At 67.9% G+C, this 26,568-nt stretch carries 26 protein-coding genes; 15 read left to right on the top strand and 11 right to left on the bottom strand.

Features of this window, described 5'->3' with window-relative positions; all coding sequences use genetic code 11:
* Nucleotides 1-278 precede the first annotated feature (278 nt).
* The 4 genes from ASE43_RS06885 (at nucleotide 279) to ASE43_RS06870 (ending at nucleotide 5,834) form a co-directional block, all read left to right on the top strand.
* Nucleotides 279-3,962 (top strand): hypothetical protein, encoded by a 3,684-nt coding sequence (locus ASE43_RS06885; protein WP_235568663.1) that lies wholly within the window; start codon nucleotides 279-281, stop codon nucleotides 3,960-3,962.
* Nucleotides 3,963-4,250: 288 nt separating this feature from the next.
* Nucleotides 4,251-4,721 carry a hypothetical protein gene (locus tag ASE43_RS06880; protein WP_157499712.1) on the top strand — a complete coding sequence of 157 codons (471 nt, stop codon included), beginning with the start codon at nucleotides 4,251-4,253 and terminating at the stop codon, nucleotides 4,719-4,721.
* 127 nt (nucleotides 4,722-4,848) lie between these two features.
* Nucleotides 4,849-5,169: a DUF2277 domain-containing protein gene (locus ASE43_RS06875; protein WP_057159982.1), complete on the top strand. Its 321-nt coding sequence runs from the start codon at nucleotides 4,849-4,851 to the stop codon at nucleotides 5,167-5,169.
* A gap of 197 nt (nucleotides 5,170-5,366) precedes the next feature.
* Nucleotides 5,367-5,834, top strand: coding sequence for a hypothetical protein (locus ASE43_RS06870; protein WP_157499710.1), 468 nt, complete (start codon nucleotides 5,367-5,369; stop codon nucleotides 5,832-5,834).
* 118 nt (nucleotides 5,835-5,952) lie between these two features.
* Here the strand turns inward: ASE43_RS06870 and ASE43_RS06865 are convergent, their stop codons facing one another.
* From ASE43_RS06865 to ASE43_RS06845, 5 genes are read right to left on the bottom strand one after another with little or no spacing between them, the layout of a single operon-like run.
* Nucleotides 5,953-6,663 (bottom strand): MIP/aquaporin family protein, encoded by a 711-nt coding sequence (locus ASE43_RS06865; RefSeq protein WP_057159980.1) that lies wholly within the window; start codon nucleotides 6,661-6,663, stop codon nucleotides 5,953-5,955.
* On the bottom strand, nucleotides 6,660-7,064 hold the full coding sequence (locus ASE43_RS06860; protein WP_056183052.1) for an arsenate reductase ArsC: 405 nt from the start codon (nucleotides 7,062-7,064) through the stop codon (nucleotides 6,660-6,662). Before ASE43_RS06860 ends, ASE43_RS06865 begins: the two co-directional genes overlap by 4 nt.
* 49 nt (nucleotides 7,065-7,113) lie before the next feature.
* Nucleotides 7,114-7,545, bottom strand: a complete 432-nt coding sequence (gene arsN2 / locus ASE43_RS06855) for an arsenic resistance N-acetyltransferase ArsN2 (RefSeq protein ID WP_057159979.1) — start codon at nucleotides 7,543-7,545, stop codon at nucleotides 7,114-7,116.
* A gap of 8 nt (nucleotides 7,546-7,553) precedes the next feature.
* Nucleotides 7,554-8,027: an ArsI/CadI family heavy metal resistance metalloenzyme gene (locus ASE43_RS06850; protein WP_057159978.1), complete on the bottom strand. Its 474-nt coding sequence runs from the start codon at nucleotides 8,025-8,027 to the stop codon at nucleotides 7,554-7,556.
* Nucleotides 8,024-8,365 carry a metalloregulator ArsR/SmtB family transcription factor gene (locus ASE43_RS06845; RefSeq protein WP_057159977.1) on the bottom strand — a complete coding sequence of 114 codons (342 nt, stop codon included), beginning with the start codon at nucleotides 8,363-8,365 and terminating at the stop codon, nucleotides 8,024-8,026. The genes ASE43_RS06850 and ASE43_RS06845 overlap by 4 nt, the downstream gene beginning before the upstream one ends.
* A 290-nt stretch (nucleotides 8,366-8,655) precedes the next feature.
* On the opposite strand from ASE43_RS06845, the gene ASE43_RS06840 reads away from it, so the two are divergent.
* Nucleotides 8,656-9,858 (top strand): serine hydrolase domain-containing protein, encoded by a 1,203-nt coding sequence (locus ASE43_RS06840; RefSeq protein ID WP_082607151.1) that lies wholly within the window; start codon nucleotides 8,656-8,658, stop codon nucleotides 9,856-9,858.
* Nucleotides 9,859-9,912: 54 nt separating this feature from the next.
* Here ASE43_RS06840 and ASE43_RS06835 read toward each other — a convergent pair whose 3' ends face one another.
* On the bottom strand, nucleotides 9,913-10,656 hold the full coding sequence (locus ASE43_RS06835) for an SDR family NAD(P)-dependent oxidoreductase (protein WP_057159976.1): 744 nt from the start codon (nucleotides 10,654-10,656) through the stop codon (nucleotides 9,913-9,915).
* Between the two features lie 98 nt (nucleotides 10,657-10,754).
* Between ASE43_RS06835 and ASE43_RS06830 the strand changes: the two genes are divergently transcribed.
* Both ASE43_RS06830 and ASE43_RS06825 read left to right on the top strand, forming a co-directional pair.
* Nucleotides 10,755-11,651 carry an AraC family transcriptional regulator gene (locus ASE43_RS06830; RefSeq protein ID WP_057159975.1) on the top strand — a complete coding sequence of 299 codons (897 nt, stop codon included), beginning with the start codon at nucleotides 10,755-10,757 and terminating at the stop codon, nucleotides 11,649-11,651.
* Between the two features lie 86 nt (nucleotides 11,652-11,737).
* Complete coding sequence (locus ASE43_RS06825) at nucleotides 11,738-12,151, top strand: hypothetical protein (protein ID WP_057159974.1); 414 nt, start codon at nucleotides 11,738-11,740, stop codon at nucleotides 12,149-12,151.
* On the opposite strand, the gene ASE43_RS06820 is transcribed toward ASE43_RS06825, so the two are convergent.
* Nucleotides 12,145-13,284, bottom strand: coding sequence for a PQQ-dependent sugar dehydrogenase (locus ASE43_RS06820; RefSeq protein ID WP_082607150.1), 1,140 nt, complete (start codon nucleotides 13,282-13,284; stop codon nucleotides 12,145-12,147). The genes ASE43_RS06825 and ASE43_RS06820 overlap by 7 nt on opposite strands.
* Nucleotides 13,285-13,763: 479 nt before the next feature.
* On the opposite strand from ASE43_RS06820, the gene ASE43_RS06815 reads away from it, so the two are divergent.
* From ASE43_RS06815 to ASE43_RS06780, 8 genes are all read left to right on the top strand, one after another.
* Entirely contained in the window at nucleotides 13,764-14,075 is a 312-nt protein-coding gene (locus tag ASE43_RS06815; RefSeq protein WP_343123555.1) for a DUF6506 family protein, read from the top strand.
* 91 nt (nucleotides 14,076-14,166) lie between these two features.
* Nucleotides 14,167-14,637, top strand: a complete 471-nt coding sequence (locus tag ASE43_RS06810; RefSeq protein ID WP_056183078.1) for a group II truncated hemoglobin — start codon at nucleotides 14,167-14,169, stop codon at nucleotides 14,635-14,637.
* A 107-nt stretch (nucleotides 14,638-14,744) separates the two neighbouring features.
* Nucleotides 14,745-15,137, top strand: a complete 393-nt coding sequence (locus ASE43_RS06805; RefSeq protein WP_057159973.1) for a DUF1801 domain-containing protein — start codon at nucleotides 14,745-14,747, stop codon at nucleotides 15,135-15,137.
* Nucleotides 15,138-15,141: 4 nt separating this feature from the next.
* Entirely contained in the window at nucleotides 15,142-15,492 is a 351-nt protein-coding gene (locus tag ASE43_RS06800; RefSeq protein ID WP_056183085.1) for a hypothetical protein, read from the top strand.
* 243 nt (nucleotides 15,493-15,735) lie between these two features.
* Nucleotides 15,736-16,068, top strand: a complete 333-nt coding sequence (locus ASE43_RS06795) for a hypothetical protein (RefSeq protein WP_157499708.1) — start codon at nucleotides 15,736-15,738, stop codon at nucleotides 16,066-16,068.
* Nucleotides 16,069-16,083: 15 nt separating this feature from the next.
* The gene (locus ASE43_RS06790; RefSeq protein ID WP_057159971.1) at nucleotides 16,084-16,443 is read left to right on the top strand and encodes a hypothetical protein; all 360 of its coding nucleotides are present in this window, start codon (nucleotides 16,084-16,086) and stop codon (nucleotides 16,441-16,443) included.
* Between the two features lie 289 nt (nucleotides 16,444-16,732).
* The gene (locus ASE43_RS06785; RefSeq protein ID WP_157499706.1) at nucleotides 16,733-17,023 is read left to right on the top strand and encodes a hypothetical protein; all 291 of its coding nucleotides are present in this window, start codon (nucleotides 16,733-16,735) and stop codon (nucleotides 17,021-17,023) included.
* A gap of 194 nt (nucleotides 17,024-17,217) precedes the next feature.
* Nucleotides 17,218-17,463: a hypothetical protein gene (locus ASE43_RS06780; protein WP_057159969.1), complete on the top strand. Its 246-nt coding sequence runs from the start codon at nucleotides 17,218-17,220 to the stop codon at nucleotides 17,461-17,463.
* 111 nt (nucleotides 17,464-17,574) lie between these two features.
* Here ASE43_RS06780 and ASE43_RS06775 read toward each other — a convergent pair whose 3' ends face one another.
* The 4 genes from ASE43_RS06775 to ASE43_RS06760 form a co-directional block, all read right to left on the bottom strand.
* Entirely contained in the window at nucleotides 17,575-20,097 is a 2,523-nt protein-coding gene (locus ASE43_RS06775; protein ID WP_082607149.1) for a vWA domain-containing protein, read from the bottom strand.
* Nucleotides 20,098-20,113: 16 nt separating this feature from the next.
* On the bottom strand, nucleotides 20,114-21,844 hold the full coding sequence (locus ASE43_RS06770) for a DUF6519 domain-containing protein (RefSeq protein WP_056183103.1): 1,731 nt from the start codon (nucleotides 21,842-21,844) through the stop codon (nucleotides 20,114-20,116).
* Nucleotides 21,845-21,869: 25 nt separating this feature from the next.
* Nucleotides 21,870-22,409 carry a hypothetical protein gene (locus ASE43_RS06765; protein ID WP_056183105.1) on the bottom strand — a complete coding sequence of 180 codons (540 nt, stop codon included), beginning with the start codon at nucleotides 22,407-22,409 and terminating at the stop codon, nucleotides 21,870-21,872.
* Between the two features lie 66 nt (nucleotides 22,410-22,475).
* Nucleotides 22,476-26,561 carry a hypothetical protein gene (locus tag ASE43_RS06760; RefSeq protein WP_057159967.1) on the bottom strand — a complete coding sequence of 1,362 codons (4,086 nt, stop codon included), beginning with the start codon at nucleotides 26,559-26,561 and terminating at the stop codon, nucleotides 22,476-22,478.
* Nucleotides 26,562-26,568 lie beyond the last annotated feature (7 nt).

Below are 26,568 nucleotides of genomic sequence, written 5' to 3'. Positions count from 1 at the left end.
CACCGACCAGGCCACGATTCGTCCGCAGTACCGCGGCCTGATCTCGGAAATCGCCAAGACCCTCAACCGCGAAGGTCGCGGTGTGATCGGTATCGTCGGCCGCGCCGATCCGCGCGGCGCCAACGCCTACAACGTCCAGCTCGGCATGCGCCGCGCCAAGGCCGTGTACGAGGCGATATCGGCCGAGCTCGAGCCGAAGGTGAGACAGAAGGTGCGAGTGGACATAACTGACGATACCAACGCCCCCGTCGGCGTGGGCGGCCGCTGAGGACATGGCCATGAAGATGAAAATGAAGCTTCTGGACATGACCCTGATCGGCCTGCTCTCGGCCGGCGCCGCCGGCCCGTCGCTGGCTCAGGACGCGGCACCGAAGTCGGAAGGCGAGGGCGCCGCGGCACGTTGCGACGGCGGCGAATGCCGCAGCGACGAAGGCCTGCTGTTCCGCGTGCGCACCCGAGGCGAAGAGCGCCCGGTCGCGCAGGGCGCGGACGCCGACGCGCTGCAACGCAATCGTCGCGTCGATGTGGTGCGCGAGGACGTGCTGCCCGGCAGCGCCAAGATCGCCGGCCGCTTCAGCATCGACCTGCCTAACGGCGGCGTGATCTGGGCCACCGAAGATCCCACCCTCGGCCGCCCCGTGCTCGACGTGCAGGGCGGTTCGACCGTGCCCTTCGAGAACGGCCGCATCGCCAAGCCGCTGCGCTTCCACGGCTACACCAACTACGCCTCGTTCATCGACAAGATCGAAGTCACCGTGTACCGCGGCAGCGACGCCGACCTGGTCACGCCGCTGACCAAGATCGACCTGCCGGTGGCCAACGTCACCGACCAGGAATGGGACGGCGCCCTGCCGGCCGATCTCAACCTGCAGCCGGGCGACGAGCTGATCTACGTCGCCCGCGCCTACGGCAAGGACGGCACTTTCGACGAAACCGTCGGCAAGCGCGTGCAACTGGTGCGTCCGGAAGACTACGAGCGCGGCATCCAGGTGCTGCGCGACGAGAACCAGCGTTCGCTGGGCAAGGCGCTGGACACCGAGGACGCCGAGTCTCAGGGCATCGAGAACGCGATCTACGGGCGCAGCTCGCTGCGCATCCAGAACATCCCGATCTACGGCTCGCGCGTGCGCATCTACGGCCGCGACATCCCGCGCGATACCCAGCTCACCATCAACGGCGAAACCTTCCCGATCGACCTCGAGCGCAAGTTCGTGGCCGAGTTCCTGGAGCCGATCGGCCGTCACGGCTACGACGTAGCGGTCAAGCCGCGCGGCGGCGCACCGTTGCAGCACCGCCTCGACGTCGACGTCACCGGCAAGTACGCCTTCCTGGTCGCGCTGGCCGATGTCACCGTGTCCGAGAACAACGTCAGCGGCAACATCGAACCGCTGGCCGGCGACGAACGCTACGACAAGGACTTCATCAGCGAAGGCCGCCTGGCGTTCTATTTGAAGGGCAAGGTCAAGGGCAAGTACCTGATCACCGCCCAGGCCGACACCCGCGAGCGCGAGATCAAGCAGCTGTTCAACGGCTTCTTCGATGCCGACGCCCAGGACGTGTTCCGCCGCCTCGACCCGGACCTGTACTACCCGGTCTACGGCGACGACTCCAGCACCTACCGCGACGTCGACACCCAGGGCCGTTTGTACGTGCGCGTGGACTGGGATCAGAACCAGGCGTTGTGGGGCAACTTCAACACCGGCATCACCGGTACCGAGTACGGTCAGTACGACCGCTCGCTGTACGGCGCGGCGCTGTCCTGGCGTTCGCGCGCCACCACCCAGCTCGGCGCGCCCAAGAGCGAAGTGCGCGCGTTCGGTTCCGAAGCGCAGAGCGCCTACGGCCACACCGAGTTCCTCGGCACCGGCGGCAGCCTGTACTACCTCAAGCACACCGACGTACTGCCGGGTTCGGACAAGGTCACCCTGGAAATCCGCGATCGCACCACCGGCCGCACCGAGAGCCGCGTGGACCTGCAGCGCGGCGCCGACTACGAGATCGATGAGCTGCAGGGTCGCCTGATCCTGACCCGTCCGCTGGCCCAGGTCACGCGCGAGAACGTGCGCACCCTGACCCGCGACAACCCGCTCGACGGCTACACCCAGCTGCTGCTGGTCGACTACGAATACGTGCCGGTCGGCTTCGATGCCGACGACGTCAGCGCCGGCTTCCGCGGCAAGCAGTGGTTCGGCGAGCACGTCGCGGTGGGCGGTACCTACATCGACGAGAACCGACGTGGCGACGACTACACCCTCAAGGGCGCGGATCTGACCCTGCAGGCCGGTCGCGGCACCTACCTGAAGCTGGAACAGACCCGCAGCGAATCCACCGTCGCGCCGATCTTCTATTCCGACAACGGCGGTCTCAGCTTCATTCAGCGCAATCCGACCACCGCTGCGCGCAGCGGCGAAGCCAAGGCCGTCGAGGCGCGCGCGAACTTCAAGGAGCTCGGCTGGACCGATCGCGATTGGAGCGTGGGCGCCTGGTGGCGCGACGTCGACGCCGGCTTCTCGGTCTCGCGCGCGGACACCGGCCTGGATATCGAGGAATACGGCGCCGAGTTCCTGGGCTACTTCACCGACAACTTCAGCCTGTACGGTAAGTACTCGCGCGCCGAACGCGGCGCCGAGGCCCTGGAGCAGAGCCAGCTGACCGCCGATTGGCGCATCACCAACGACACCCAGCTGGGCGCCGAACTGCGTCGCGTGCGCGAAGAGCGCCTCAGCGGCACCGCCGACGCCCTGTTGGCGGCCGTGAGCTACCGCCGCCGCTTCGGTTCCTCGCTGGAGCTGTACGGCGTCGGCCAGTTCACCGCCGACGACGACAATGGCGCCTACGACCGCAACAACCTGATCACCCTGGGCGGCAAGTACCTGTTCGGCGATCGTTCCAGCGTTGGCGCCGAAGTCAGCGGTGGCAGCCGCGGCCACGGCGGCAAGGTCGAGGCCGAGTACCGCCTCAAGCCCGACCACACGATCTACGGCGCCTACAGCTACAGCACCGACACCACCGCCACCGATCCGCTGTTCAACCGCGATCTGCAGAACGGTTGGACCCTCGGCCAGCGCTGGCGTCTGAGCAATCAGGTCAACCTGTTCAACGAAAGCCAGTTCCTCAAGGACCCCAGCGACAACAGCCAGGGCATCGTCCACACCTACGGCATGGACTTCTATCCGTCCGAAGGCTGGAACATCGGCTTCACCATCATGGACGGCGAACTGGACGCCACCACCGGTCGCGTCGACCGTCGCGCCTACAGCGTCAGCGGTGGCCGCACCGACGAAATCGCCCAGTGGAACAGCAAGCTGGAGTACCGCAAGGACACGGGTGCCGAGCAGCGCGAGCAGTGGGTCACCACCAATCGCCTGTTCTACAAGGTCAACGAAGACCTGCGCCTGGCTCTGCGCGCCAATTACGCCGATACCCAGGACGACCTCAATCCGGCCGAAAGCGCCAAGCTGGCCGAAGCCAACCTCGGCTTCGCCTACCGCCCGCACGACAACACCCGCTGGGGCCTGTTCGGCAAGTACACCTATTTGTACGACCTGGCCACCCTCGGCCAGGACGGCGGCGCCACCTACGACCAGCGCTCGCAAGTGCTGTCGTTCGAAGGCGTCTACCGCATCGACGACAAGTGGGAAGTGGCCGGCAAGCTCGCCAGCCGTTGGGGCGACTACCGCATCGGTCGCGGCGAAGGCCAGTGGCTGGACAGCCGCGCCGACTTCGCCGCCGGCCAGCTGCGCTATCACCTGATCGCCAAGTGGGAAGGCCTGGTCGAGTACCGCTGGCTGCAGGTCAAGGACGGCGGCGACAAGCGCGGCTGGCTGATCGGCCTGGATCGCCAGCTCGGCGACAACTTCAAGGTCGGCGTGGGCTACAACTTCACCGACTTCAGCGACGACCTGACCGATCTGAAATACGACAACAAGGGCTGGTTCTTGAATCTGGCGGGTTATTACTGACCCGCCGTCTTCGGAGGCTCCAACAAACGCCGCGGCCTCCGCGGCGTTTTTTTTGCTCCAGGCAGGGGCGTGGGGCCTGCGATGCCAACCCAATGGACGCGACGCCAGCGCTGTGGGAGCGGCGAGGGCCGCGACCGCCCCGTTCGCGGCGAATGCTGGAGCGCACCGGCGTGGCGCATCGCCCCGAATGCGTCGGCCGTTTCATTGACAAGGCGCAATGCCCGCCGGACCATCGCCGCAACGGCCGCTTAGGGCCGTACTCGGCCGTGGCATCCAGGGGGGGCATCCGTGCTCAAGACGCTTTGTATCGCAGCGACGCTCATATTGTCGCTTAGCTCCGCGGCGTATGCCGGCAAGTCCCGGCACCCGACCGCCAATGAATTCTCCAGGCTCACCGTCGCGGGCATGAAGTACGGACTGGCGAAGAGCCACCCGGCCATGGCGACCTGCGTCGGCAAGATCAGCGACTACGCTCTCAGCGAAGCCTATCAATCCGTCATCGTTCGCACGATGCCCGCGGCCGACATCGTCAAGTTGGATTCCTTCTTCGGCACTTCGCTCGGCACGCGTTGGACCGACGACAACATCCGCTTCGGACAGACAGGTGGCGCCTCCCATAGCGAATTCAGCAAGGACGAACTGAAGCAGATCACACCCATCGTCAGCATGCCGTCCTACATCAAGCTGCAAGAGGTCGCGGCGTCGGGGGATCCGGTGGTCCAGAAGGCCGCTATGAAAGCGCTGGATCCGTGTCAGTGAGCCCGCGTACGCCGACCTCCGCTCTGGCGCTGATGGGTTGACAGCCTTCGAGCGCCGGTCCGAGTATTGAGCGCGGCGCCCCGATGCGGGGCGATTCGCGTCGGCAAACGTCGATGTTGGAGGCGATATGTGCAGGAACATCCGGACGCTGTACAACTTCGAGCCGCCGGCCACGCACGACGAGATCCGTGCGTCGGCGTTGCAGTTCGTTCGTAAATTGAGCGGATTCAATGCCCCGTCGAAGGCCAACGAGGAGGCCTTCAACCTGGCCGTAAAGCAAGTCAGCGAGGCTGCGGCCACGCTCATCAACTCGTTGACCACGTTCAGCCCGCCGAAAAACCGCGAGATCGAGCGGGGCAAGGCCGCGGAGCTTTCGGCCAAGCGCTTTGGCGTGCCTAAACCGTCCGGCGATTCGTTCAGATCGAAGTCGCGCCGCGGATCGGCCTAGGCCGAGCATCCGGTCGCCACGGGGAGGAGGTTGCGTAGCGCGCGTGGACGACGGCTGTGCGCGATTGCGGTGAGCCTGTTCGCGTGCCCTGCCGTCCAAGCCGCCGAGGAGTCGGCGTCGGCCAGGGCATGCTGGCCTTGCTGTTGCTCCTGTGCGGCTGCTGCGATTCCAGCGCCATGCCTAGGGAAGGATCGTTCATGAGCACCCGCACCGATTCGAGTGGCCTGGAGTACCGCAACCAGCTCGCCGCAGCGATTCGTCAGTCCGACCGGATCGTACTGACCGAGCATTCCTATCCTTACGATGCCTACGACAGCCATGCCGGGAAGTCGCTGATACCGGACGAGGTCGTGTACGGCACGAGGGAGCTCAACGGGGACCAGTCCGATGCGTTCCTGTCCACGGTCCAGGGCCTGGATCCGCAGACCCAGGATGCCTACGCCGCCTGCATCTTCGAGCCGCACCACACCCTGCGTTTCTACGCCGGGGGCGAGTTGGTCAGCACGATGGAGATCTGTTTCAAGTGTGCGCAGGTGAAATGGGATGCGACCGACCTTACGCCACCGTGGTCCTTGCTATCGGGCCTGGCGACGGTGGTGCAGGGGGCCGGATTCTCACCGGAGCGGGACTGGGCCGGTTTGGCAGAGCGGCATCTGAAACGCTGAGGTACCGGGATCGGGTGTCGATAGCGTCGGGCTTCATGGCCGTGTTGTGGTTGCTCGCGTGGGCTGGCTTCCTGCTGGCGCTGATCGTGCGTCGCGCCGGCGCTTAGGTGCCGGAAGCCTAGGGCGTGTCGGCGTTCGTGCGCTTCGGGTCCTGCGATGGTCCGGCCTCGTCCGCGTTTGAAATCCGCAACAGCGCCGCGAACCATAGCGCGGCGATCGTGCCCGCGAGTTGAGCCAGCACGAAGCCCGCAACGTCCTCGGGCCGGATGCCCGCGAAACTCTGGGTCAGCGATCGCGCCAGGGTGACTGCTGGATTGGCGAACGAGGTGCTGGCGGTGAACCAATAGGCGGCGAAGATGTAGCCAGCCACCAGCATGGGCAGGGCGGCGGGGCGGTGGCGTGCGCCCAGGAGGACGGTGAGCAGCAGGCCGAAGGTCGCCACCGCTTCGCTCAACCATTGCCCGGAGCCGCCGCGCGCACGCAGGCCTGGCTGCCACAGCGGCAGGTCGAACATGGCATGGGCTAGCAGTACGCCTGTCACGGCCGCGACGGTCTGCACGGCGATGTAGGCGACGGCTACGGTCGTGGTCACCTCGCCGCGCAAGCGCATCGCCAAAGTGACGGCCGGGTTTAGATGCGCGCCTGATATCGGGCCCAACGCGGCGATCAACACATACAGCATGCCCGCGGTCGCAGCGGCGTTGGCCAGCAGGGCCAAGCCGTCGTTACCGCCCGACAGGTTCGCTCCCATGATGCCGGAGCCGACCACCGTGGCCAGTAGCGCCGAGGTGCCGATGAACTCGGCCAGCAGCTTTCGGCGCAGGCTCACGGCAACGAAGCCAGCAAGGTCCGGACCCGCGCCGAGATTTCGTCGCGCACCGCGCGATAGGCGTCGTCGTCCAGGTGCTTGGGATCGGGCAGGGCCCAGTCTTCGCGGCGCTGGGCCGGCACCCAAGGACAGTCGTCGCCGCAGCCCATGGTGACGACCGCATCGAAGGCGCCTTCGATCTCGTCCAGCGATTTGGAGGCGTGGGCGCTCAAGTCGTAACCCAATTCGGCCATGTAGCGCACGGCTTTGGGATTGATGCGGCCGGATGGGGCGGAACCGGCGCTGTAGGCGTCGACGCGATCGCCGCCGTGCATGCGCGCGAAGGCTTCGGCCATTTGGCTGCGGTTGGCGTTTTCGACGCAGACGAACAGCACGCGTTTCTTGGACGGGGCGGATGTCATGAGCTCTGGACGTTCCAATGGGGCTGTCGCGGGGATGAGTCGCGCTGGTTCATTCGAGGGACTTGATCAGGCAGGTGGCGGACGCCGGGCACAGCGACTGGAATTCCGCGCTGCTGTGCACGGCGGCGGGCGCCGATGCGCGATCGATGGCGACGTAGCCGCGTCGGGTGAAGAAGGCCGACGCGGTCTGGGTCAGCAATACCAGCTCGCGCAGGCCCTGCGCCCGCGCCGCGCTCTCGGCCGCGGCGACCAGATGGCCGCCGGTGCCGGAGCGGCGCGCATCGGCGTGCACGGCAAGCGAGCGCAGCAGGCCGGTGTCGCCGAAGCGCTGCACGCCGACGACGCCGGCGATCGCACCGTCGGTGTCCGCGATCAGGAAGCCGACGTCGGCGTCGGTCAAATCCTGCACCGGCAGGCCGTTGTCGGCCAGCAACGCACGGATCGCGGCGTGCTCGGATGGGAGCGCTGGACGAATCGACATCGCGCGTCTCAGCCGCAAGAGGAAGCGCAGCAGGCCGCCGCGACGGGCTGCGCCTGGGCGGTGGGCGCGCAGGCGACCGTGCCTTCCCCGGCGCAACCGACCTCGGGGTCGTAATAGGTGGTGGATTCGCCGAAAGTATGGAACGACTCCCAGCGCACGCCCTGGGGATCCTCGGTCCACAGCTTGTCCGACTGCGCATAGCAGCACACCGCCGCGGCTTCGGGGGCGACAGTGCCTCCGGCCGCGTCGAGACGACGACCCAGCGCGGTGAGTTCGTTGCCGCTATCCACCTGCAGGCCCAGGTGATCGACGCCTACGGCACGGCCGGTGCTGGAGATGGCGAAGTTGATGCGCGGATCTTCGAGCATCCACTTGGCGTAGTCGTCCTTCTGCACGCTGGGCGCGGTGGCGAACAATTCGTTGTAGAAGCGGATGCTGGACGCCAGGTCGGCGACATTCAAATGCACGTGGAAGCGATTCATCGACGGGCTCCTTTCGGACGTGGGGTGCAGGCTGCGGCCGGCGTGCAGGTCTCGACGCCCGCGCAGCAGTTCTCGGTGAGATAGGCGAGCAGGGCGTTCATCTGCAGGTAGTTCGCGCGCACACGGATCACGCGCCCCTCGCGCTGGTCGTGGACCAGGGCCGCGCTGCGCAACACGTTGAGATGAGCGGTGAGCGTCGCCGGTGGAAGGTCCAGCTTTTCGCGTAGCTCGCCTACCGACATTCCATCTGGCCCGGCTTGCACCAGTTGACGGAAGGCGGCCAGGCGGGATTCGTGGCTGAGGGCGTTGAGTGCGCCTAGTGCGATTGTTGTTTCCATAATTCCAGTATTTTCGAATTATTAGAGCCTGTCAAGTACGGCCTTAGCGTCTGCGGATCGAAGCGGACGCAGGGGCGACGGTCTAAACCTGGCGCGGAAGCGACGCATCCTACTGGCGCCGACATCGTGTCGACAGCGCGACGCCGGGGGCGTCGGTGCGCCGTCGCATGACTTATTTCGGGCCCGATTCTTTTCGCCTCGCGAGGCCAACGCTCTCGTCTCGCCTCGCGAGGCCAACGCTCTCGTCGGGGCCCTCAGCCGTATCCGCCACCCAGCTCAGCCAGGACGCCATGACCCACCTACGCCACGGACGCTACTCCGCAATCGCCCACAGCATCGTCTCGCCCAAGGCGCTCGCATGCTGGGCCCTGATCGCGACCGCATCGGTGGTCGCGCCTATCCACGCGGCGTCCGTCCAGGAGCCTCCGGCGTTCGCGCAGGTCATCGAGCGCGAAGTGCCGACGATCATGAAGGACGCCAAGATCCAAGGCGCCGCGATAGGCCTGATCGTCGACGGCAAGCTGGTCTATGCGCGCGGCTACGGCTACGCGGATCATGCTGGCAAGGTGCCCGCGACGCCGGACACCGTATTCGTCGCCGCCTCGCTGTCCAAGCCGATCGCCAGTTGGGTAACGATGCGTCTGGCCGAGCAAGGGCGTATCCGGTTGGATCAGCCGGTGGCCGAGCTGGTGTCGCCGTGGCCCTTGGCGCAGAACCAGTTCGACTATCGCCAGATCACCATCCGCCGTCTGCTTTCGCATACCGCGGGCACCAGCTTGGGCGGATATCAGGGCTGGCTGGACTACAAGGAACTGCCGACGCTGGAAGAATCGCTGGCAGGGAAAACGAATGGGCGCGGTGCGGTGGAGCTGTTCGCGCTCGTCGGCGCCAAATTCCAGTACTCGGGCGGCGGTTACACCCTGATGCAGCTGGCGATCGAGCGGACCACGAAACGCAAGTACGCCGACTTGGCGCGCGAGCTGGTGTTCCGGCCCTTGGGCATGAAGCACAGCAGCGTGACGATGACGCCGAAGTTGCTGGCTGGCGCCGCGCAAGGCCACGGCGACGACGGCGATCCGGTGCCGATGCGCTATTACGTCGAGCAGGCGCCTTCGACCTTGAGCACGACCGTCAACGACTTCGCGCGTTGGATGATCGCCGGCATGGCGGATAGCCCCGGTGCCCATCCGTTGGGCCAAGCGCAGCTGAGCCTGATGTACGCGCCGGCGGAACTGAGCACGCCCCGCGCGCCCGACGACGCCATCTACGGTCTGGGTCATTTCATCGAACGGCTAGCCGATGGCAGTACGGCGGTGGGGCACGATGGGCGCAATCAGGCCGGTTTTCGCGCCAAATTCCTGATGCGTCCCAGCACCGGCGACGGCATCGTGTTCTTCAGCAACTCGCGCACCGGCTTGGCCTTGGACCGTATCGTCTGTCTATGGAGCGCGGACGTGGCCCAGGCGGATCCGGCCAAGGCCTGCAAGAAGTAAGCGCACGCCACCCATGTGCGGCAGCGCCCATGGGTGTGCATGCCTTGGTGCCGATTATCGGGACTGGGCCAGGGCCAGCGCGTCCGCACCGGCTGGGAAGCGCAGTTGCCCGGACGTGTCGTTGGCGGCGCGCCAGACCACCTGCGCAACGTCGGCCTCCGTGGTCACGGCGGCGGGCTGCGCGAAGCCCGCGAACACGCGCTCGGCGAACGCCGCGTAGGGTTCGGGCACCAGGCCCTGCATGCGCGCGCCGCCGTTCTGGCCGAAAGCCGTGGTGGGGCCGTAGCCCGGTTCCACCAGTTTCACCTGCACATCGAAGGCCTCCAGCTCGAACGCCAGCGATCCGGTGAAGCCCTCGATGGCGGCTTTGCTGGCCGTGTAGGCGGCCGCCAGCGGCATCCGCGCCAGCGTCACGCTGGAGGTGACGTTCACGACCACGCCGGAGCGGCGCGCGCGGAACTGCGGCAGCACGGCCTGGGTCATCGCCATCACGCCGAAGGTGTTGGTCTCGAACACTTCGCGCACGGTCGCCATCGGCGTGGCCTCGAAGGCGCCGACCACGCCGATGCCGGCATTGTTGACCAGCACGTCGATGGGGCCGGCGGCTTCCAGTGCGGCCACGATGCTGTCGGGGCGGGTAACGTCCAGGGCGACTACACGCAGGCGCTCCGAGCGCGGCAGCAGGTCTTCGCGCGGCTTGCGCATGGTGGCGACGACGTTCCAGCCCTGGGCGTGGAAGTGGCGCGCGGTTTCGAGGCCGTAGCCGGAGGAGCAGCCGGTGATCAGTACCGTTTTCATGAGGGTGTCCGTAGTGGAGGGTGCGGATGGCCATCTTGCCGGGCACGGATAGGACGATCTACTATGAAAAATCCGATATTCGTTTGCGAGAGTCCGGAATGAGCGACCCCCTGGCGGACGTCATCGCCCTGCTGCAGCCGCGCACGGTATTCGCCAAGCGCATCGGCGGCGCCGGCGATTGGGCCGTGCGCTATTCCGCCTTCGGCCAGCCGAGCTTCTGCGCGGTGCTGGAAGGCCGCTGTCGTCTGGACGTGGACGGGGAGAGCACGGCATTGCTGGAAGCCGGCGATTTCGTGCTGTTGCCGGCCACACCGGGTTTCACCCTTGCGGGCGGCGCGCCGGTGCAGGCACGCCAGTTCGACCCGAATCGCGAGGCCGGGCAGACCGGCGAGGTGCGCCACGGCACCCGTGGCCGGCGCCCGGATGCGCGTCTGTTGGGCGGCTACTTCATGTTCGATTCGCCGGATGCGTCGCTGCTGGTGCCCCTGCTGCCCGCGCTGGTGCACATACGCGGTGTCGAGCGCCTTTCCACCCTGGTGCGCCTGGTCGGCGAAGAATCCGGCGAGCGTAGGCCGGGGCGCGAGCTGGTGCTGACGCGATTGGTGGAGGTGCTGCTGATCGAGGCGCTGCGTGCGACCCCCAGTGAGGACGCGCCGCCAGGACTGCTGCGCGGCCTGGCCGACGGACGCATCGCGCCCGCCCTGCGCCATATGCATGCGCAGATCGCGCGCGGCTGGACCGTGGAGCAACTGGCGAAGAAGGCCGCATTGTCGCGCTCCTCGTTCTTCGATCGCTTCGTCCGCACCGTCGGGCTGCCGCCGATGGAATACCTGCTGAGCTGGCGCATGGCCGTGGCCAAGGATCTGCTGCGCCGCCGGGAGTTGGGGCTGGCCGAAGTCGCCGAGCGTGTCGGCTACGCATCGGCCAGTACGTTCAGCACCGCCTTCAGTCGCCATGTCGGCCAGGCGCCGGGCCGGTACGCGCGGGCGGTTTAGTCGCCGCCGAGCGTGCGGTAGAACGCAGGCGGTGGGATCGGCCGTGCGGGCATACTGCATCGGGGCAGTCGGCTTTCGACCTGGAGATGAAGACCTTGGACCAGAACGACCCTTATCGACCGCCGGCCGCTGCGGTCGGCCCTGCGCCGTACCAAGCCGAGGGCTGGCGTACCAGCGTCCTGATCCTCGTGCTGTTGCAGTTGTTGTTCTATGCCTTCAACGCGGCATCGGGTCTGCGCGCCGTGCAGGCCGGCGAAATCAGCGCCGTCGCTTTCCTGGCTTCGGTCAGTGCCGCGGTCTGCTTGCTGGCCGGTGCCGTGATGCTGTGGCTCAGGTCCAGGGCCGGGATTTATCTGTTCGCGATTTCGGCGTTGTCCGCGGGTGTCGCGTTGTTGCTGGTGCCCACGCGGACCGGCGTCACCGGCCTGGGGATCGCGGTGATCGCCAGCTTGGTCTGCTTGCGCGCCACCGCACCGCGTAAGGCCGCGAATCCTCAGTAGGGCCTGGGTGTGAGTTTCAACAGCCGCGCATTGCTGCTGTCCTCCAGCACCCAGATCGCGCCGTCGGGCCCTTGCTCGACCTCGCGGATGCGTGCGCCCATCGGATAGCGCTTGTACTCGCTGGCGCGTATGCCGTCGAACTGGATCCGCACCAACGCCTGCGAAGCGAGGCCGCCGATGAAGCCTTGGCCGCGGAAAGAGGGAAACAGATCGCCGCTGTAGATGATGAAGCCCGCAGGCGCGATCACCGGCGACCAGTAGGCCTCGGGCGCGTTGAACTCCGGGCGGGTCGGATGATCGGGGATCGGGGTGCCGTCGTAGTGATCGCCGTTGGAGACGATGGGCCAGCCGTAGTTGGTGCCGCGCTCGATCAGGTTGAGTTCGTCGCCGCCGGCCGGTCCCATTTCATGGGTCCATAGGCGCCCGGCGTTGTCAAAGGCGATGCCCAGCAGATTGCGGTGGCCCAGGGTCCAGACCTGCGACGCGACGCCGCCCACGCCCACGAAGGGATTGTCGCCTGGGATCGAGCCGTCGTCGTTGAGGCGGATCAGTTTGCCCAGGTTCTGCTGCATGTCCTGGGCGGGGTCGAACTTCTGGCGATCGCCCGAGGTGACCCACAACTTGCCGTCGCCGCCGAAGGCGAGGCGATGGCTGTAGTGGCCTTCGCCGGTGACCTTGGGGGTCTGCCGCCACAGCACTTGCAGGCCCGACAGGCTGCCGCCGTTGCCGTCCGCATTGAGCGTCAGCTGCGCGCGCGCCACGGCCGCGCCGCGCGTGCTGTTGGGGCCGGCTTCGGCGTAGCTGAGATAAACGTAGCGATTGCTGGAGAACTGCGGATGCAGGACGACGTCGCCGAGACCGCCTTGTCCGCCGTAGGCCACGGTCGGCAGGCCGGTGATTTCGGTGGTCTGCTTGCTGGCCGTGTTGAACAGCCGCAGGCGGCGATTTTTCTCGGTCACCAGCAGGCGGCCGTCGGGCAGGAAGGTCATCGCCCAGGGCTCGTTGAAGCGGCCGAACTCGGTGGCGACGAAAGGCGGATCGGGTTCGACGGCGGGACGGTTGGGGCCGCCCTTCATTACCGCCGGCTCGGCCAGGGGCTGCGCCGACGCGACCGGCGCGATCGGTGCGGGCATCGATTCGGCGGTCGGCGTTGGAGGCGTCTCCGGCGTCCGCACGGCGAGCGCCACCGGAGATCGCGCGCGCGTCGTCTCCTGGGTGCCGCCGGCCTCTCCGCCTGCGTCATGCGCCATCGGCGTGCAGGCCGAAGACAGCACCATGATCGCCAACGCCGTCGTCAGGGACTTGGTCATGGGGGGCTCTCGCAGCTTCGATGGGCTCTTTTAGCGCAGGGCGGGGTCAGAAGACGTGATGGCTGCGGCGCTTTCGCCTCATCCTTTCGCTTAAGCCCGGAAGCTGCCGATTCAGCGACGCGTTGGCCGGTCGGCAAAAGACGGTCGGCCATCCATCCATGCGCACTTCACCGCAGGTCCGAACTCGGGCAGGGTGAGCTCCAGCCAGGTGTCGGATCTCGGCAACCGGAGTTTCAAGATCGGACCGATGCCCGGCCGGGTCTGTGGCTGACGCCACGCATAGCGCCGCATAGGCAGGGAGGGTGGTAGTGATCAGCTGGGCATTCATATTCGAAGCGCCAGAAATGGATTCCGCCGTCGACCGCATGGTCGTCGAACGCGGCGGCGTACGCACCGTCATCGTCGGCGTGCCGGAGCAGGCAGCGGTGGTCGCCGTCGCGGTGGCCCTGGTCGAGGAGGGCGCGCAGTTCATCGAGCTCTGCGGCGGCTTCGATCCGATCTGGCCGGGGCGGGTGATGGAAGCCACCGGTGGACGTGTCCCGGTCGGGGCGGTGGGCTACGCGGGCGGCGCTTCCGTGACGCGGTTGGCGGAGATCTTCGCTGCGCCTGCGTAAGCGTGCGGACTTGCTCTAGCATGCGCGGGTCCCGGCGCCGCGCGTGGCCGGACCCGCCGGGCGCCGGTGCGCCAGCCCATAGCGAGCGAACATGCAGAACACCGACGTTCCGACTTTGTACGAGTGGCTGGGCGGGATCGAAGCGCTCAACCGCCTGACCGTACGCTTCTACGAACACGTGCGCGCGGATGCGCTGCTGGGCGAGGTCTTCGCGCATATGGGCGCGGATCATCCGGCCCACGTCGCGGCGTTCCTGGCCGAAGTGCTGGGCGGCCCGGACGACTACTCGCGCAAGCACGGCGGGCATCCGCAAATGATCCAGCACCACCTCAATCGGCACCTCGGACAGGAGCAACGCCGGCGCTGGGTCGGCCTGTTGCTGGAGACCGCGGACGAACTGGGCATGCCCGACGATCCGGAGTTCCGATCCGCTTTGGTGGGTTACCTGGAATGGGGCTCGCGCCTGGCCGTGATCAATTCGCAGCCCGGCGCCACCGTCGACGCGGATGCGCCCATGCCGAAGTGGGGCTGGGGCGAGGTCAAGGGGCCGTACACCGGCTGAGCCTGCCAAGGCCGGGCCGACGGCCGGCGCGGAGTCGCGGCGACGTTCGGCTGGTTCGATAGCATGCAGTTCGCTCTGTCCGACTTTGGCCGCTCCGGGAGCCCGCGATGCAGAAGATCAAGCCCGCCGAAAGTCCCGACGCCTATATCGCCGCGCTGGACGGCTGGCGACGCGACCTCGCCGAACGCCTGCGCGCGGGCGTGCTCGGCGCAGCGAAGCTGGAAGAGGTGGTGAAGTGGGGCCACCTGGTCTATTTCAGCAACGGCCCGGTGCTGCTGATCCGCGTCGAAGCGCAGCGGGTTCTGCTCGGCTTCTGGCGCGGCAAGCGCCTGCTGGAGATCGAGCCCCGCCTCAAGCCGGGCGGCAAATACGAGCTGGCCAACCTGGACCTGCGCGAGGGTATGACGATCGCGGCCACGACCGTGCGCAAGCTGACCAAGCAGGCGGTGGCGTTGAACCACAGCGTGGGCGATCCCACGCGTGCGAGCAAGGACGGGTGAGGCGATGAATCAGCTGTTCCTACTCAACCTGCAGATCGGCCGCGGCCAGAATCGCGAGATGCCTTCGCACTTGGCCGGCGCCTTCGTCGCCGTCTACGTAGCGGCAGCCAATCATGAAGCCGCGTTGGTGCAGGGCGTGGCGCAGATCCAGGCGCGCGACTACGAGTTCATCGATTTGGCCGACGGCAAAGTCCATCAGCTGGACCCGTTGCGGTGGGACGAGTACGTGGCCGGGGTCTGGCCCGAATTTCGCGAGCATTTCCCCTCCCAGGCCGAGGTCATGGCCGGTCTGGCATCGCCCGACTGGGTGTGTTTCGGCCCGTTCGCGGCTTACGAGCCGTCCGTTCCGAACTGAGGTCGGCGATCTGGGCGGCGGCGAACGCGATTTGGCCGGGGTGCTTTGGAAACTTCGACGCTTATTGCGCTCTAACGAGCCATTTCCCATTCGTTCGCTGCATGGTCCGTCATTGACCGGGGCCTCTCCGCCGCGCAGGATGCGCGGCGTGCCAGGGGTTCTGGCGACTTGGCCGCGGTCGGCGGCGAACGGGTTCCTGCGCTGCATCGCAGTGGAAGGGGCCGAAGCATCGGGATCCTATCTTTGAGCACTATCGTCTGTCCGCACTGCGGCAAGACCCCAGCTTCGGGACTGCATCGGTTCATGCCAGGAGTCTCGTTCGTGCGCGGCACCTTCAAATGCAGCGAGTGCTCGGGACTTTCCATATTCTCCGGCAGAGTCTCCATCATTGCCTGCATCGCTTCGTTGGGCGCGATGATGCTGACGCTGTGGGCTGTGCGCTGGTATGGAGACGGCAAGCTCTCGCTTGCCTTGTACATGGTCTTGCTCGCTGGAGTGATCGTGCTGCACCAATTCGTGTCGGCCGCAATTCTGCGCCGATATGCGCGGCTGCACGCGATCGACAGCGAAGACTGATCGGAGAACGGGTCGATGCGCCTTACCAAAATACTGTTCGGTCTCTCCGACCTGTGCGCCTGGATGCTGATGACGGTCGCGGTGCTGGCCGTGGTCGCCGTGTTGTTCCTGGGGCCAGGGCCGGACGCGCAGCAGGCCAAGCCGGTCTCGTCGTTTGAGGCGATGGCCTTGTCGCTGCTGTGGATGTTGGTGGCGGTGGGCGCCTATCTGCTGACTCGGCGCCGGCTGGCGGGTCTGCTGCTGGTGATCCTGCCGGCCTTCCTGTGGCTGTTTCGGGGCGAGGTGCTTCCGGCCCTGATCTACGCGGCCTTCGCCTTGCTGGTGTTCGCGACCCCGCTGATCCTGGTTTGGCGAGAGGTACGCCGCGGCACCTGAGCCCCGGATGCGCGCCAGGCGCGGATAAGCCGGCCGACGGACGCGCTGCCGACGAGCGGTAGCGCCGACCGCTGCGATTCTGTGTTTGCCTTGTCATTGCGGAAACGCCGCAAGGAGGCCAGGCATGAATGCGCGAACGAGATCGCGAGCGGCGCTAGCGCTTTTGATCGGGTTGACGGCGTTAGCGGCGATACCCTCGGCCACGGCGCAACGCAGCTGCGCGGAGCTGGTCGATTGCGCGGAAGGAACCATCGCGACCGGCGAGCCGCCCCAATGCGGCTGCGAGAAGGTGACTCCGCCGCGCACGCCCCTGACCTGCGAAAACAACTTCGGCTGCGCCGAGGGCAACCAGATCGGCGTGGGCGAGTGGCCGGAATGCGGCTGTCGCGACCTGAGCACGCCGCAACCGGCGCCAGGCGACGCGCCGCCGCGCACCGATCGCAGCCCGGGGCCGCTGGACAGCTTGGGCGGCGTGGACACCTGCAAGCAGTTCCTGAAATGCGCGCCGGGCTTCGAGATGCTGCTGTGGAACGGACGCTGCGTGTGCGGCGAGACCATGCTGCCGCCGCCGGTGCGGTGAATAGGAGGCTTCGGGCGATTCCTAGGGCAGGAAGCTTATGGCCGAAGCGGCATCGAAGGTTCTAAGATCGCTCTGACCTCATCGGTGATGGACTGTTCTTGGAAGACCCTTATCGGCCGCCAAACAGCGGATTGCCAGATGTAAGGCCTGAACCAGAGCGTCGATGGCAGGCCGTAGCTGCTTTAGCCACTGGCATGGGTGTCGTTCCGGTGCTGTTGTATCTCATGGGGCGACTGCTGGCGGGTGACGCCGCACAGTTTCCCAGCTCGATGCGATTCTGGTGGCCTGTCGGCTCGGCCAGCGTTCTGGCGAGTTTCATCGCCTATCGGTTCAAGCGCATGCCCTGGTGGGCCGTACTGGCGATGCCTGTGATTCTGACGGTGGGCGCTCTGGTCGGAATACTCATTTGGACGGAGCTTGCCGTTGGGGAGGTCGACTAGCGTCAAAGCACCTCGTTTTCACCTTGACCGCGAAGTGATAAATGAAAACGCCGCGATAACTCGCGGCGTCTTCGTATCCTATAGGGCGCGGCTCGCGCCCCCCAAGACGGCTTACTTGCGCCGCATCAGCAGGATCAGCACCAGCAGCACCAGCAGGGCGATCAGCCAGACCCACCACTGCTGCCAGATCGGCTTGTCGCCGTCGCCGGTGAGCTTGCCGCCACCGCCCTTGCCGCCGGTACCGACCGCGTCGGGCAGGGTCAGGGTTTGGCCGTCGATGCGCAACACCGGCGGCGCCATGCCCTTCTTGTTGTAGCCGATCACCAGACTGTAGCTGCCGTCGAGATTGTCGGTGACATCGCCGACGATGGCGCCCTCGAAGGGCTGCACCAGTTGGAAGCTCGTCGACTTGCCGGGACCGACGCGGTTGCCCTTGCCGTCGACCGGCGTCAGGGTCAGCTTGATGCAACCGCCTGCGTGGGTGGAGGGGCAGGTGCGTGCGGGCTCGTGCTTGATGGTCTTGGCGGTGGCGGCGGGATCCGGCGCCACTTGCACGTAGTGGTCGGTGGTGAAGACGCGGGTGAAGGCGCCGTTGTCCGAGCTGGTGCTGTCGATGCGGTAGGTGACCTGATACACGCCTTCGGCCAGCGTGGCCGGGTACTCGCCGGTATAGACGCCGGGGCTGGTTTCCTTCAGCTCGATGCCCTTCTCGGCGCCGAGTTCCAGGGCCTTCAGGATCTTGTCGCGCTGTGCCGGGTCGGCCAGCATGGCCTGCAGCTTCAAACCGGAGGCGCTGAGCGCGTCGCCCTGGGGTGCTTCGCCCGCCTTGGCCTTACCGTCGGAGAGGATGTTGCCCAAGCTCAGTGCGGGACCGGAAATGAAGGCGCGCACCGTGCCGGCGGGCAGCCCCACCAGCGGCTTGCCGCCTTCGGTCAGGGTGGCCTTGAGCTGCAGCGGCTCGCCGATGCCGGATTTGGTCTGACCGACGTTGTAGCGCGAGACGATGCTGGCGTTGTCGCCGATCACGAACAGGTTCCAGTGGCCAAGACCGCGCGGCAGGGTGCGGGCCACGCGCATTTTCCAATCGCCGTCGCTGGACACGCACTTGCCGTGCGCGTCGCAGAACGGCGCGCGCAGAGTCAAGGCGACATGGCCGGCGCCACCGCTGATGGTGAAATGCGGGTTATGCAGCGGATCGAAGTCGACGCCGTCCTTGCTGAGCTTGATGTTGGGGCGTCCGTCGGCCTGGAAGGCCTGGTCCCAGCCCAGCAGGATGGTGAAGGCCAGATCTTTCTTGCTGGTCTTGAAGCTCATGTCCAGCGGCGGCGGTGCGATGGCACCGGACGGCGCGGCCTGCTCGCCCTTGTCGGTGTGCAGCAGTTCCAGCTTGTCGCCGATCAGGGTGTCGGCCAGCACCTGCAGGAAATACTGGATCGCGCCGGCGGGCGGATTGTCCAGCGTGGTCTCGATGTTGAGCGCGCCGCAGCCGCTGTAGTTGGCGATGTTCTGCAGCAGCGAACTCGAGTCCGGGTCGCTGGGATCGTCCAGGCGCAGGCGGAACGGGCACAGGCTCAGCTGCTTGCCGGCCGGACGCACCAAGTCGCCGCCGATCGGACTGTTGTTGGTATTGACGCGCAGGTCCAGACCGTCCCAGACCAGGAATTTGCTGGTGTTCTGGGCGCCGTCGGTGAACAGCAGCATGGTGTTGTTGAAGTTGGCGTTATCGCCGCCGACCAGATCCGAATTCAGGTTCGCGATGCCGTCGCCGATCGAGGTGCCGCCGCCGGGCTGATGCGCCGGCTTGTCGATTTCGCTCAGCACCGCATCCAGATTGACGGTGCTCATCGCGGCGATGCCGCCGGTGTTGGTCGCGTCGTTGTCGAAGAACACCACGCCCAACTTATCAGTCGGCAGTTGATAGGCCTTAGCCACCGAGATCATCTGTTCGGTCGCGCGCCGCAGCACCTTCCAGCGCTGGCAGTCGGGATTGGGCGAGTACAACGCGCCGCAGACCGGGTCGCCGTTGAGCTTGGACGACCAGGCCATGGAGCCGGACTTGTCGAACACCAGCACCAGGCGTGCGGGCAGGCGCGACAGCGGCGGGCCCAGTGCGGGCGTCGGCTTCGAGCCCGGAATCACGGTGTCGCTGTCGTAGGCATCGACGGTGTTGCCGCCGCCGCTGGCGGTGATGCCGGTGGCGGTGACGCGGATGTCGCCCGCAAGCATGCCGAGATGGAAAATCTCCAGCGTGTCGACCTGGCCGGCGGTGTTGATGATGCGGAAGGTACAGGTGCCGCCGTTGGTGCCGCTGAGCACCGGGACGCCTGCGTTGAAAGTGCAGTTGATCATCGGGCCGCCGGTCTTGGCGCGTAGCTGCACGGTCGCGGCGGCGCCGTTGAGCGGGTACACCGCCAGATCGTCGGACAAGTAGAAGACCTTGATCGACTTGCTCGAGTTGGGGAAACCGAGCGCGTTGGTGAACGGCACCCAGGCGTCGCCGGTGCCGTTGAGCTTGGGCTCGGAGGTACTGGCGGCGGTGACGTTGGGGCTGGCCGTAGCCGCGACCGCGTCGGTGCCGACGAACAGGGCGAGCATCATCGCCCAGGCCCGCCATAGCGGAAGTTGACGTTTCATGAGGAGCTCCTTTCGCTCAGATGTGCTGGACCAGGCCGACCTGCTGGAGCAGGGCGCCGTTCTGGATGTAGAGGCCGGCGTTGCCGGCGGCGTCGACCGCGAGACTGGGGAAGCGTGCGGTCTGCTGCGGCGGCAGCAGTTCGCGGGTTTCGGTTACGCCGAGCACCAGCCGGCGCGCGCGCAAGGTGCTGAAGCCGGGGGCGCTCACGGTGGAATAGAACAACCACAGCGAGCCGTCGGCGGTGTAGCCCGCGGCCAGGTCGATGAAGGTGGTGACCGGGACGGTCAGGGTGGAGTCGGTGAAGTTGGCTTCCCAGGCGTTGGCGATGAAGCGCTTGGTGAACACGCTCCAGTTCGGGCCCGTGGGATTGGGCTCCTGCACGTAGACCAGTTGCGGCGCGCCGGTGGGATCGATGGTGATGGCGTGATCGCCGGGCCGCACCATGGTGCCGGCGTTGGTGACCGCGCCGGCGGCGCCGCCCAGGGGATAGCGCACGCTCTGCGCGGTGAACACGCCAGCGGTGTCGCGGCGCCAGACCACGATGATGGTGCCGGTCTGATCGGTGACCGCGCTGACCTGGGAGTTCTGATCGATCGAGTCGACCAGTTCCTCCGGGCCCCAGGCGCCGGTGAAGGCGCGGCTGAAGATGCGGTTGTTGCCGGACAGCGCGGAGTAGAACACGCGGATCGTGCCGTTGGATTGCGCGGCCGCCGCCAGGCTGCTCACGCTGAGCACGCCGGTGAACTGGAAGGCGTCGGCGGGCGGCGTCCACACCCCGGCGATGCGGCGGCTGAAGGACAGGAAGCGGTTGGGGCCGTTCACGCGCACCCAGAACACCCACGGCACGCCGCTGGCATCGATCACCGCGGTCGGGGTGTTGTAGGGACCGGCGTTGAGCACGGTGGTCGGCCCGACCGCGGCCGGGCGTTCGCGCAGCATGGCGTTGATCACGTCGCGCATCGGATACGGCAGTTGCGGCACGCCGCTGCCGTTGACCGAATAGCCGCCGCCGAAGGTGTCGGACAGCACTTGGTTGAAGTCCATCTGCGACGGCAGCGAGATGCCGCGCCGGCGGCGATCGACCACCGCCGGCGCGTCGATGATGCCGGCCGAGGTCTGGGTGATCGTGGCCAGCGCGGCGTAGCTGTGGCCGGCGATGAAATCGGGGTCGCCGTTGACCGGCGGCGCGGCGCCGGTACGCACGCGCACCGCCCATTCGCGACGCAGGCGCGAGCAGGTTTCGGTGCCCAGGCCGGGCAGGACCAGTGCCGGATCCTCGGCCAGGGTGACCAGGCGTTCCCACACGTCCAGATAGACGGTGAGGGTGCGCGTGGCCGGCGCGACCGGCGGCGCCGGCAGTGCGGCGATCACCGGCACGCCCCAGCTCGCGGCGAGCGCGGCGGCGCCGGCCTGGCCGGCGTGCAGCGGCTGCGCGCTGAAGCCGATGTCGGCGGTGATGAAGGCCTCCATGCCGTCGACCAGCATGCGCCCGGCCTGCAGCGGTTGCGGACCGCCGCCGGCGACGATGGTGAAGCTGGTGGCGGAATTGATCGCGGCGATGCGGAAGCCGTCGTTGCCGACCGGCACGCCGTCGCCGACGAACCAGCGGAGGAAGGCGCGCAGCTCGTAGCGACGCATGTCGTCGCCTTCGTTCCAGTCGGCGTCGGCCAGGGGCACGCCCTGGGCCAGGCGCACGCTGACGTAGCGGCGGATCGGATCGAAAGTGTTGGGCGAGATGATGGCCATGGCGTGTCCCCGTCGTGTGGTCGTGTCAGAACACGAGCCAGATGGTGCGTTCGAGCGTGCTGGCCGGGTCTTTGGCGACCACCGGATGGCGCACGAGATTGATTTGCGTCGGCGCGCCGCCGAGTTGGGCGATCAAGCCGAACTCGCGCAGGTTGCCGCTGGCGTGGCTGCCGTTCGGCCACGGCGGTACGTTGGGGCCGAGCGTGGCGACGATTTGCAGACGATTGGTCGGCGTGGCCGAAGGCACCGGTCCGTCCATGAAGGTGAAATCCAGATTCGCCGCCGGCACCACGAAGGGCGAGGGATCGGTGAGTCCGGTTTCGTTGCCGGTCGGCGGCGGTGGCGGCACCTGGTCCCAGGAGGCGAGGCCGGCGCCGACCGCCAGGCCCTGAATGCCGAGCGTGGCGCCCGGTGTGCCGCCCATGAAGGCGGCGAGCAAACGCCGGCAATCGGTGAGGATCGCGTTCTTGGCCCAGCCGCGGTCCCAGATCACGCGCCCGTCGGCGTCGCGCAGCACGTCGCGGTACATGCCTTGCGGCAGGGGCATCCGGGTGTCCGTGTCCATAATTCGATTCCTTCGATGAGCGTGTTCGGTGGTAGGCCTGCTGGATCGCTGCGCGAACGCACGCGCTCAGACCGGCGGTGGGAAGTAGGTGCGGCGGCGCAAGGTGGTCAGGTTGGTCGGATTGGCGCTGACGCTGGCGACCTGGTTGCTCAGCAGCAGTACCCAGTCGGGCAGCGCGGCGCTGGTGGAGTCGGCCAGATCGAGGAACTGTTCGACGAAGGGGTAGTCGTCCAGATAGGAATCGCTGAGATCCGCGCCCGGCGCGTACAGAACCTCGGTGGTCAGCGACGGCGCCAGCACGATCACCGCGCGCAAGTTGATCGGCAGGAATTCGGCCAGCAGCTGTTTCAGGCGCGCGGCATTGGCCACGGTCAGCGCCTGGCCGAAGCGGCCGCGCGTCACGTACAAGCCCAGCGTTCCGCGGGTGTAGAACTCGTTGGGCGACAGCGGCGGTTCGTCGTCGCCGCCCAGCGGCCGATGCGGCGTGTACGCGAGCAGGTCGCCCCATTGATGGTGGCGGGTGTTGCGCGCGGTTTCGGCCATGCGCGGGGTGATGGTGTTGCTGTGCCGGCGCAACGTCGCCGCTTCAGGCACGCGTGTGGGCGCGGCGGTCGGCGCCGCGCCGGCCAGGATCGGCGCCAGCTGGTCCAGCGCGGTCGACGCATCGCAGCGGTGCAACAGGGTCAACCCGGCCACGGGCAGGATCAGCGGCAGCGGCGCGATGCGCGCGTTCTCGTCCCAGGGCAGGGCGATCGGCGCGGCCGCGACCAGGGCCGCGCTCAAGGACACTTCCCACAGGCTGCGCCCGCCGTTGCGGTCGCTGCTGAAGAACACGCGGGTGCCGCCGCCACCCAGCGCTAGCGCGGACGGCTGCACATCGGCGGCGCCGGGCGCGGGCGGGGTGGTGACGTCGGCGATCGGGCCCCAGCTCAGCGCCACCGGGTCGTAGCGACGCGCGCGCAACGCGCGGCGGTCTTGTCCGGCGGCGCCGGACAGCCAGCGCGACCACAGCAGCAGCACCGTGCCGCCGGCTTCGCGCAGCAGATAGGGTTCGCGATCGCCGCGTGCGCCGGCGGCCGCGCCGCCGTCGCTGATCGCGATCGCGCCCGACCACGGCGACGACCAGGCGCTGACGTCGTCGCTGGGCAGGCCCTGCGCGCTGCGCACGGCGATGACCGCATCGTTGCGATCGATACGCGCGGCGCCGTTGCCGGTGGCGACCCAGGCATTGCCGGCACCGTCGACACCGATGGCGCGCGCATCGACGCTGGGCAGGCCGTCGGCCAGCGACCAGCCGCGCCAGGCGCCATCGGCCGCGCGCCGCCACACGCCGCTGGCGGCGGCGATCCACAAGGCGTTGTCGGCGTAGGCCAGACCGCGCACGTCGTTGCCGATCGCCAGCGGCGGCGCCAGCGTGGACCACACGCCGGCGGCGCTGCGCTCGGCGATGCCGGCGGCGGTGGCGGCCCAGACGCGGCCGTCGGCGGCGAGCGCGACATCACGCACGTCGTCGCTGGGCAGATCGGGCGCCAGCGTATTGGCGAAGCTGAGGTTGCGATCGAGTCGGCTGAGGCCGGCGGCGGTGGCGATCCAGAGCGCGCCGTCCGCGGCCAGCGCGAGCGCGCGCACGTCGTTGTCGGCCAGGCCGTCGCCGACGTCCAACGTGGTGATCGCGCCGTTGGCGGCGACGCGCGACAGTCCGGTGTCGGTGGCGACCCACACTGCGCCGTCGTCGCTCTGCAGCAAGCGGCGGCAGTCGTCGCTGGACAGGCCGTCGCCGATGTCGAAGGCCTGCCAGGTGAGGTTGCCGCGGCGGCGCGCGACGCCGGCGTCGGTGGCGACCCAGAGCGCGCCCAGGCCGTCGACCAGGCAATGGCGCACGTTGTCGCTGGGCAGGCCGTCGGCGCTGTCGAGCACGTTGACCGTGCCGTTCTCGCCGCGCAAGGCCAGGCCGTTGACCGTTGCGATCGCATCGAACGCGCCCAGCCAGGCGCTGGCGCGCAGACGCCAGCGGCCGTCGGCGTGTTCGCTCCAGGCCAGCACGGCGCCATCGCCGGAGGCGAGCGCGCTGAGTTCGGTCGGCCTGCCCGGGGTGAGTGCGGGCAAGGTCTGCGCGGGCGTCAGATCGAGGGTGTCGTCCCAACTGCCGAAACTGGGCGCGGTGGCGTGGGCGAAGCCGAGCGCGCGCGCGGTGCTGGACAGCGCGAGGTCGACCGACAAGCGAGCGGTCGGACCCACCGCGGTACTGGTCAGGCGGATCGAACCGTCGCCGGCTGGGCTGGCGACGGCCTGGGTGAGTTGCGCGTTCATCGCGGCGACCACTTCGGCCGTGGTCGCAAGCGCGGGATTGGCGTAATCGACCGCGTTGACCTGGAATACGTCGTTGGCGCCGGCGGTGCGCAGGGTCAGACGGGTGCCGACCACCAGGCGGAAACGCGGCAGCTGGCGGCCTTGCAGCACGGCAGGCAAGCGCGGACGCGAACTGCCCAAGCTCCAGCGCACGCGCGCGTTGGCGCTCTCGGCCGCTTCGACACGGGCCAGGAACACGCGGCCGTCGGCCAGGGTAGCCGCGGCCGGATGCGCGACCGCGGCGTCGTCGCCAGGTCGCGTCGACAGCAAGCGGGTCGCGCCGCGCCATTGGCCGGCGTCCCAGGTCTTGCAGACCAGGCCGCCGTAAGGCGCGCGCTCGCCTTCGCGTTGATCCGGGTCGGGCGCGCTCGCGGCGTCGCTGGCGAACACGCGCACGCGGCCCAGCGCATCGGCGGCGGCGGCGAGACGATCGCCGCCGGCTGCGTCCAGGGTCAGCGCTTCGCTTTCGCGCGCGCTGACGTTGATCTGCGATTCCGGACCGACGCTGCGCGTGCGCAGCCGGACCTGGCCGCCGACCGCGTCGGCGACGATGTCGCTGGCGACCGCCGCGATCGCGGCCGCGACTTCGGCCGCGGTCGCCGCGGCTGGATTGGCGAAGGCCGACGCGCCCAGACGTACCCGGAACGAAGCGCCGCCGTCGACGGCGATGCTGAGTTCGGCGCCGGGGAAGATCGCGTAAGGGCCGGCGACGTTGCCGACCAGGGTCGCCGGCGCCGGGCCGACGCCGAAGGCTTCGTCGTTGCCGGCGCCGAAGCCGAGCAGGGCGGCCGCGTCCAGTGGCGAACGCCAGCTCGCTCCCGCCGGCACGCTTGCATGGATCTGATAACGCGGCGCGTGGTTGCTGCGCGCGAGGTGCTGCACGAACTCGGCGGTGCGCGTGGTCCAACCGGTGTAACGCGTGACCAGGGCGCCGACCGACGTCACCGTGCCCACCGATTCGTACAGGCGCGGCGTGGCCTTGAGTTCGTTGCGCGCCAGCGGCAGCGCATCGGCATCGCCCAGGCGCCAGCCCAACCAGCCCGCCAGTTGCGGCAGACGGCGGCCGTCGACGCGGTCGATGTCGTGCAGGTCCCACAGGTTTTCGGCCGAGCTGCGCGCGCTGTCCATGGACGCGCCGTAGACGTCGAGCAGGCGCCGCAGCTGGCCCGAACGCGCGGCCATTTCCGGGATCGCCTCGGAACCTGGCGTGGTCGGACGCAGGTTGACGTCGAACTGGCGATGCACGGCCGGTAGCAGGTCGTACATGGTGCGGTTGAGGCCGTGCGGCGCCGCCGGCGTGGCGATCGCGCGATGGCGCTGCGCCTCGACCGGATCGAAGGCCGCGCTGAACAATTGGTAGTAGCAGGCGTCGCCGGGCGTCAGCGACAGCGGCGCGTCGCCACCATCGACGATCTCGATGCGCCGCCGCAGCGGCTGGCCGTCGGCGCCGTAGCTGGTGGCGACGATGCGGCGCACGCGCTCCAGCGGCTGGCCGCCGACGTCCTGGGCGACGCTGATCGCCTCGAACACGATGCGCTCGGCGCCGTCGCGTTCTTCCCAGGCCGGCAGATCGATCACGCTGATGCCGCCACCGGGAGTCGGCGGGAACGCGGCGCTGTCGTAAACGAGGTAAGGATCGGGCGCCAGCGGCGGCTGCGGGAATTCGAAATCGCGCGTCTTGCGCCGCAGCGTCTGCCGCGGCGCGTCGGCCAGCGTCTCGCCCGGACCCGGCGTCAGCGTCCAGCACACCCGCACGCGGCGGGCGACCAGGTCGGATTCTGCGATGAAGCGGTCGATGATCACGCCGGCC

The sequence above is a fragment of the Lysobacter sp. Root983 genome, from assembly GCF_001429345.1.
In the GTDB taxonomy this organism is placed as follows: domain Bacteria; phylum Pseudomonadota; class Gammaproteobacteria; order Xanthomonadales; family Xanthomonadaceae; genus Lysobacter.
This window is presented reverse-complemented; position numbering and strand designations above follow the sequence as displayed.